4 protein-coding genes are annotated in these 4457 nt (G+C 61.6%); all 4 read right to left on the bottom strand.

Annotation, left to right across the window (positions count from 1 at the left end; all coding sequences use genetic code 11):
- Positions 1 to 320: 320 nt before the first annotated feature.
- The 4 genes from MF6394_RS32690 to MF6394_RS32675 are packed head-to-tail and all read right to left on the bottom strand — an operon-like array spanning position 321 to position 4349.
- Positions 321 to 1298, bottom strand: coding sequence for an NAD(P)-dependent oxidoreductase (locus MF6394_RS32690; RefSeq protein WP_044273485.1), 978 nt, complete (start codon positions 1296 to 1298; stop codon positions 321 to 323).
- Positions 1295 to 2587: an MFS transporter gene (locus MF6394_RS32685; RefSeq protein ID WP_003190917.1), complete on the bottom strand. Its 1293-nt coding sequence runs from the start codon at positions 2585 to 2587 to the stop codon at positions 1295 to 1297. Before MF6394_RS32685 ends, MF6394_RS32690 begins: the two co-directional genes overlap by 4 nt.
- 45 nt (positions 2588 to 2632) lie before the next feature.
- Positions 2633 to 3574 (bottom strand): sugar kinase, encoded by a 942-nt coding sequence (locus MF6394_RS32680; RefSeq protein WP_069558965.1) that lies wholly within the window; start codon positions 3572 to 3574, stop codon positions 2633 to 2635.
- Positions 3567 to 4349, bottom strand: a complete 783-nt coding sequence (locus MF6394_RS32675; protein ID WP_069558966.1) for a sugar phosphate isomerase/epimerase family protein — start codon at positions 4347 to 4349, stop codon at positions 3567 to 3569. The genes MF6394_RS32680 and MF6394_RS32675 overlap by 8 nt, the downstream gene beginning before the upstream one ends.
- Positions 4350 to 4457 lie beyond the last annotated feature (108 nt).

The raw sequence follows: 4457 nt of genomic DNA, 5'->3' as shown, positions 1-4457 counted from the left end.
GGCCACCTCATGAACACTACTGGCAGACAGGCACTCTTCAATCAATGATTGCTTGAGCGCTAGGTTGTATTTCGTCATGGAACACTCTCCCGAGGGGGCAGGTGTCCAACATTCGGGGGGCAGTTCACGTCAGGGCGGAACCCTAAGTGGCCGTTACCTAAATAACGGATATGTACCCGGTCCAACTGTGTTGACTGCCAGGCCGCCTTCGCGAGCAAGCCCGCTCCCACAGTTTGATTGTGGGGTGTCAGGTAGAGAAGTGTCGGCTGGTAGGCCGTCTTCGCAGGCGAGCCCGCTCCCACATTTGCTCTTGTGTTGTATCAGTGCCTCCATGCCCCTGGATTCACCAGGTTTACCGGCTTTTCGCCAGCCAGTGCCGCCAGCAGATTATCCACCGCACACTTAGCCATCGCCTCCCGCGTCTCATGGGTCGCCGAGCCAATATGCGGTGTGGCTACCACATTATTCAACCGCAACAACGGCGACGCATGATCCAGCGGCTCTTTCTCAAACACATCCAACCCCGCCGCGCGGATAGTGCGTTGCTGCAACGCTTGCACCAGCGCCGCCTCATCCACCACCTTGCCTCGCGAGATATTGATAAAGATCGTCTCTGGCCCCATCAGCGCGAATTCCTCGGCGCCAATCAACTTCTCGGTTTCAGCCGTCAACGGTAATGTCAGGCAGACAAAATCCGCCTCTTTAAGCAAGGCCTGCAAGCTGCGGTACTGCGCCCCAAAGCGTGCCTCAACCGCCGGCTTGGGCGAGTGACTGTGGTAGATCACCGGCATGCCGAAGCCAAAATGCCCACGCTGGGCCAGGGCTTCGCCGATGCGGCCCATGCCGATGATGCCCAGGGTCTTGCCATGGACATCGCTGCCAAAATGCGCCGGGCCGATGTTTTTGTTCCACTGGCCGGCACGCACCATGTCAGCCAGCTCGACCACACGCCGGGCGGTGGCCAGGATCAGCGCAAAACCGGTGTCGGCGGTGGTCTCGGTAAGCACATCCGGAGTGTTGCTCAGCAGGATGCCGCGCTCGGTCAGGTAGTCGATATCGTAATTGTCGACGCCCACCGAGACGCTGGCCACGGCTTCCAGCTGGGGCGCCAGATCGAGTAGCCGTGCGTCCAGGCGCAGGCTTGCACCCAGCAGGCCATGGGCGGTGGGCAGGGCATCGCGCAGCTTGGCCAGGCCGGTTTCATCCAGTGCGTCAATCAGCGTGACGTCGACCTGCTCATGCAGACGAGCCATGAGCGGGGCGGAGAGTTTTTTGTACAGCACGACAGACTTTTTCATGAGGTTTTTACCTTCAATTCCAGGGTTGGCGCCGGCGAGCGGTCACTGGCGCCGGGCTTGAGGAAAATCGTCAGCACCACGGAAAGCAGCAGCGCGCCGCTCATCAGCAGATAAGAAGCGCCGGGCGAGCCGGTGCTGCTGTTGAGGTAACCCACCAAGTACGAGCCGCCGAACGAGCCCAGGGCGCCCATGCTGTTGATCAGCGCCATGGCGCCACCGGCGACGTTGGCCGGCAGGATTTCCGGGACGATGGCGAAAAACGGGCCGTAGGGTGCGTACATGCAGGCCCCGGCGATCACCAGCAGGGTGTAGGACCACCAGAAGTGTTCGGCGCCCAACACGTAGGACGCGTAGAAGGCAATTGACGCAATCAACAGCGGCGGCCAGACAAAACGCTTACGTTTTTGCAGCTTGTCCGAACCCCAGGACACCACGAGCATGCCGATCACCGCCGCCAGGTAAGGCAGCGCCGAGAGCCAGCCGGCTTCGACCATGTCCATCTGCAAACCGGCCTTGAGGATCGACGGCAGCCACAGCACGAAGCCGTACACGCCAATGCTCCAGCAAAAGAACTGCAGGGCGAGAATGATCACCTTGGGCGAACGGAACGCCTCGGCGTAGTTTTTCACGGCCTTGATCCCCACCTGTTCGGCGGCGAGGGCGGTTTCCAGGCTGTGCTTTTCGGCGTCGCTCAGCCACGTGGCATCCTTAGGACGCTCATCGGCCAGCTTCCACCAGATAAACGCCCACAACACTGCCGGCAGGCCCTCGATGATAAACATCCAGCGCCAGCTGAAATGCTGCACCAGATAGCCCGACACCACCGACATCCACAGCATGGTCACCGGGTTGCCGAGGATCAGGAAGGTGTTGGCCCGCGAGCGTTCGGCACGGGTGAACCAGTGACACAGGTATACCAGCATGGCCGGCATCACGGCGGCCTCGACCACCCCGAGCATGAAGCGGATGACGATCAGCATGTAGGCGTTGGACACCACGCCAGTCAGCGTGGCCAAGCCGCCCCAGAGGATCAGGCTGACGAAGATCAGTTTCTTGACGCTGCGCTTTTGCGCGTAGATCGCCCCTGGCACCTGGAAGAAAAAGTAGCCAAGGAAAAACAGCGCACCGAGCAGCGAAGACATGCCCGGCGTGATCATCAGGTCTTCGGCCATGCCGGACGCGGCGGCGAAGCCGTAGTTGGCGCGGTCCAGGTAGGCCAGGCTGTAGGTGATAAACACGATAGGCATGATGTACCACCAGCGACGGGTGGCGAGTTTCACGGTTTCCATGGGGTTGCTCCTGAGCTTGTTGTAGTTGTGGCAACAGGTAATGGGTCACGCAACGGATCGGGTGGTTAATTCAGCGCGGGTCGGCAAACCCTCCATATCGCCACGGCTCTGCACGGCGCGGCTGCCGATCCAGTTGCCGCGCTGCACGGCCTCGGGGAAGCTTGAGTTTTCCAGCAGGGCGCTGATCATGCCCACGGCAAAGCCATCGCCGGCACCGACCGTATCCACCACCTTGGCCACCGGTACGGCGGCGACAAAACCCTGGTCCATATGGGTGCGGTAATAGGCGCCCTCGGCGCCGAGCTTGATTGCCACGGCTTCGGCGCCCTGGTCGAGATAGAACGCGGCGATGTCTTGCGGGTCGTCGAACCCGGTGAGCAGGCGACCTTCGCCCAGGCCCGGCAACACCCAGTCGGCCAGAGCGGCCAACGCGTTGATTTCGCGGATCATCTGCGCCTGGCTGGCCCACAGGGACGGGCGCAGGTTCGGGTCGAACGACACGCTGCGCCCGGCCTTGCGCATTTGCGTCATCAGCTCGAACGACAGTGCGCGGGTGGCGTCGGATAACGCTGGCGGAATGCCGGTGGCGTGCAAATGACGGGCTTGCAGCAACGTCGGGTGGATGGCGTCGATGCACAAGTGGCTGGCGGCCGAGCCTTTGCGAAAGTACTCCACTTGAGGGTCTGCGCCGGCCTCTTCACGGGACTTGAGTTGAAAGCCGGTAGGGTGCAGCGGGTCGACGGCCACATGGCGGCAATCGAGCCCCTCTTTGCTCAGGGTGTCGACCACAAAACGCCCGAGGGAGTCGTTACCCACGCGGCTCAGCCAGGCCACGTTGAACCCCAGGCGCGACAGCCCGATGGCGACGTTGCTGTCGGCGCCGGCAATGCGTTTGTGAAACTGCCCGACCTGGGCCAGGTCGCCGGTCTGTTCGGCGACAAACATCGCCATGGTTTCGCCAAACGAGAGGATATCGATCTCAGACATGGGCGTTCTCCACATGGGGTTGGCCAAGGCGGGCGAGAGTGGTGACCTGTTGCGCGGTGACCTCGATCAGGTCATCGCCCTGCAACGGAAATTCCACCGCCCGGGTAATACCTTGAGTCATGTGTTTAAGCAGTTGTTCCCACAGACGCAGGTCGGTGGCGCCCGGCGGCAAGGCCACCAGCTTGCCGTCGGCGCGACGGGCCACGGCCTTGCAGTGCAGGTAATCCACATGCCGGCCCAGCAACCGCGCAGCGGTGAGCGCGGATTGGTCTTGCCACTGCCAGTTGCCGATATCGAAGGTCATTTTCACTGGCAGGCCCAGGCGTTCGACTTCGGTGAAGAACCGTTGCATCGGTTCAATGCGCCCGCCGTGCAGGGTCTGGTCGTTTTCCACCAGCAACTTGACCGGGTGGCGGTTGAGCAGGGCGTGCAGGCTTTCCAGATCGTTGGTGTCGGTGAAGTAACCGAGGGACACTTTCAACCAGCCCGAACCAAAGGCCTGGGCGCGATCCAGGGTAGCGGCCAGCTCGGCATTGGGCTGGGCACGGCCGGCGACCCAGAGTTCCAAGGGCGAGGAAAAGACTGATTCCAGGCCTTGTTCTGCAGCGGCCAGGGCCAGCTCGGCCGGTTGCTCGGTGGTGAGCAGTTCTTCACGCCATTCAATGCGCTGGGCACCGGCGGCGCTCAGCAGCGCGACAAAACTCAATTGGCCCTGCTGGCGAACCAGGTCGGCGCCGTAGCTGGAAAGGCTGATGGAGACGGGGTATTTATGCATTGTTGTTTACCTCTGAAACCGGTTTCATTTTCATGCGCAGAACAAAATGTGGGAGCGGGCTTGCTCGCGAATGCGGTGTGTCAGTCAGCTTGGAAGCGGCTGACACAC

The sequence above is a fragment of the Pseudomonas sp. MF6394 genome, assembly GCF_002018845.1.
Lineage (GTDB): Bacteria > Pseudomonadota > Gammaproteobacteria > Pseudomonadales > Pseudomonadaceae > Aquipseudomonas > Aquipseudomonas lactis.
The sequence above is the reverse complement of the archived record's forward strand: the minus strand, read 5'-3'. Positions and strand labels throughout refer to the sequence as shown.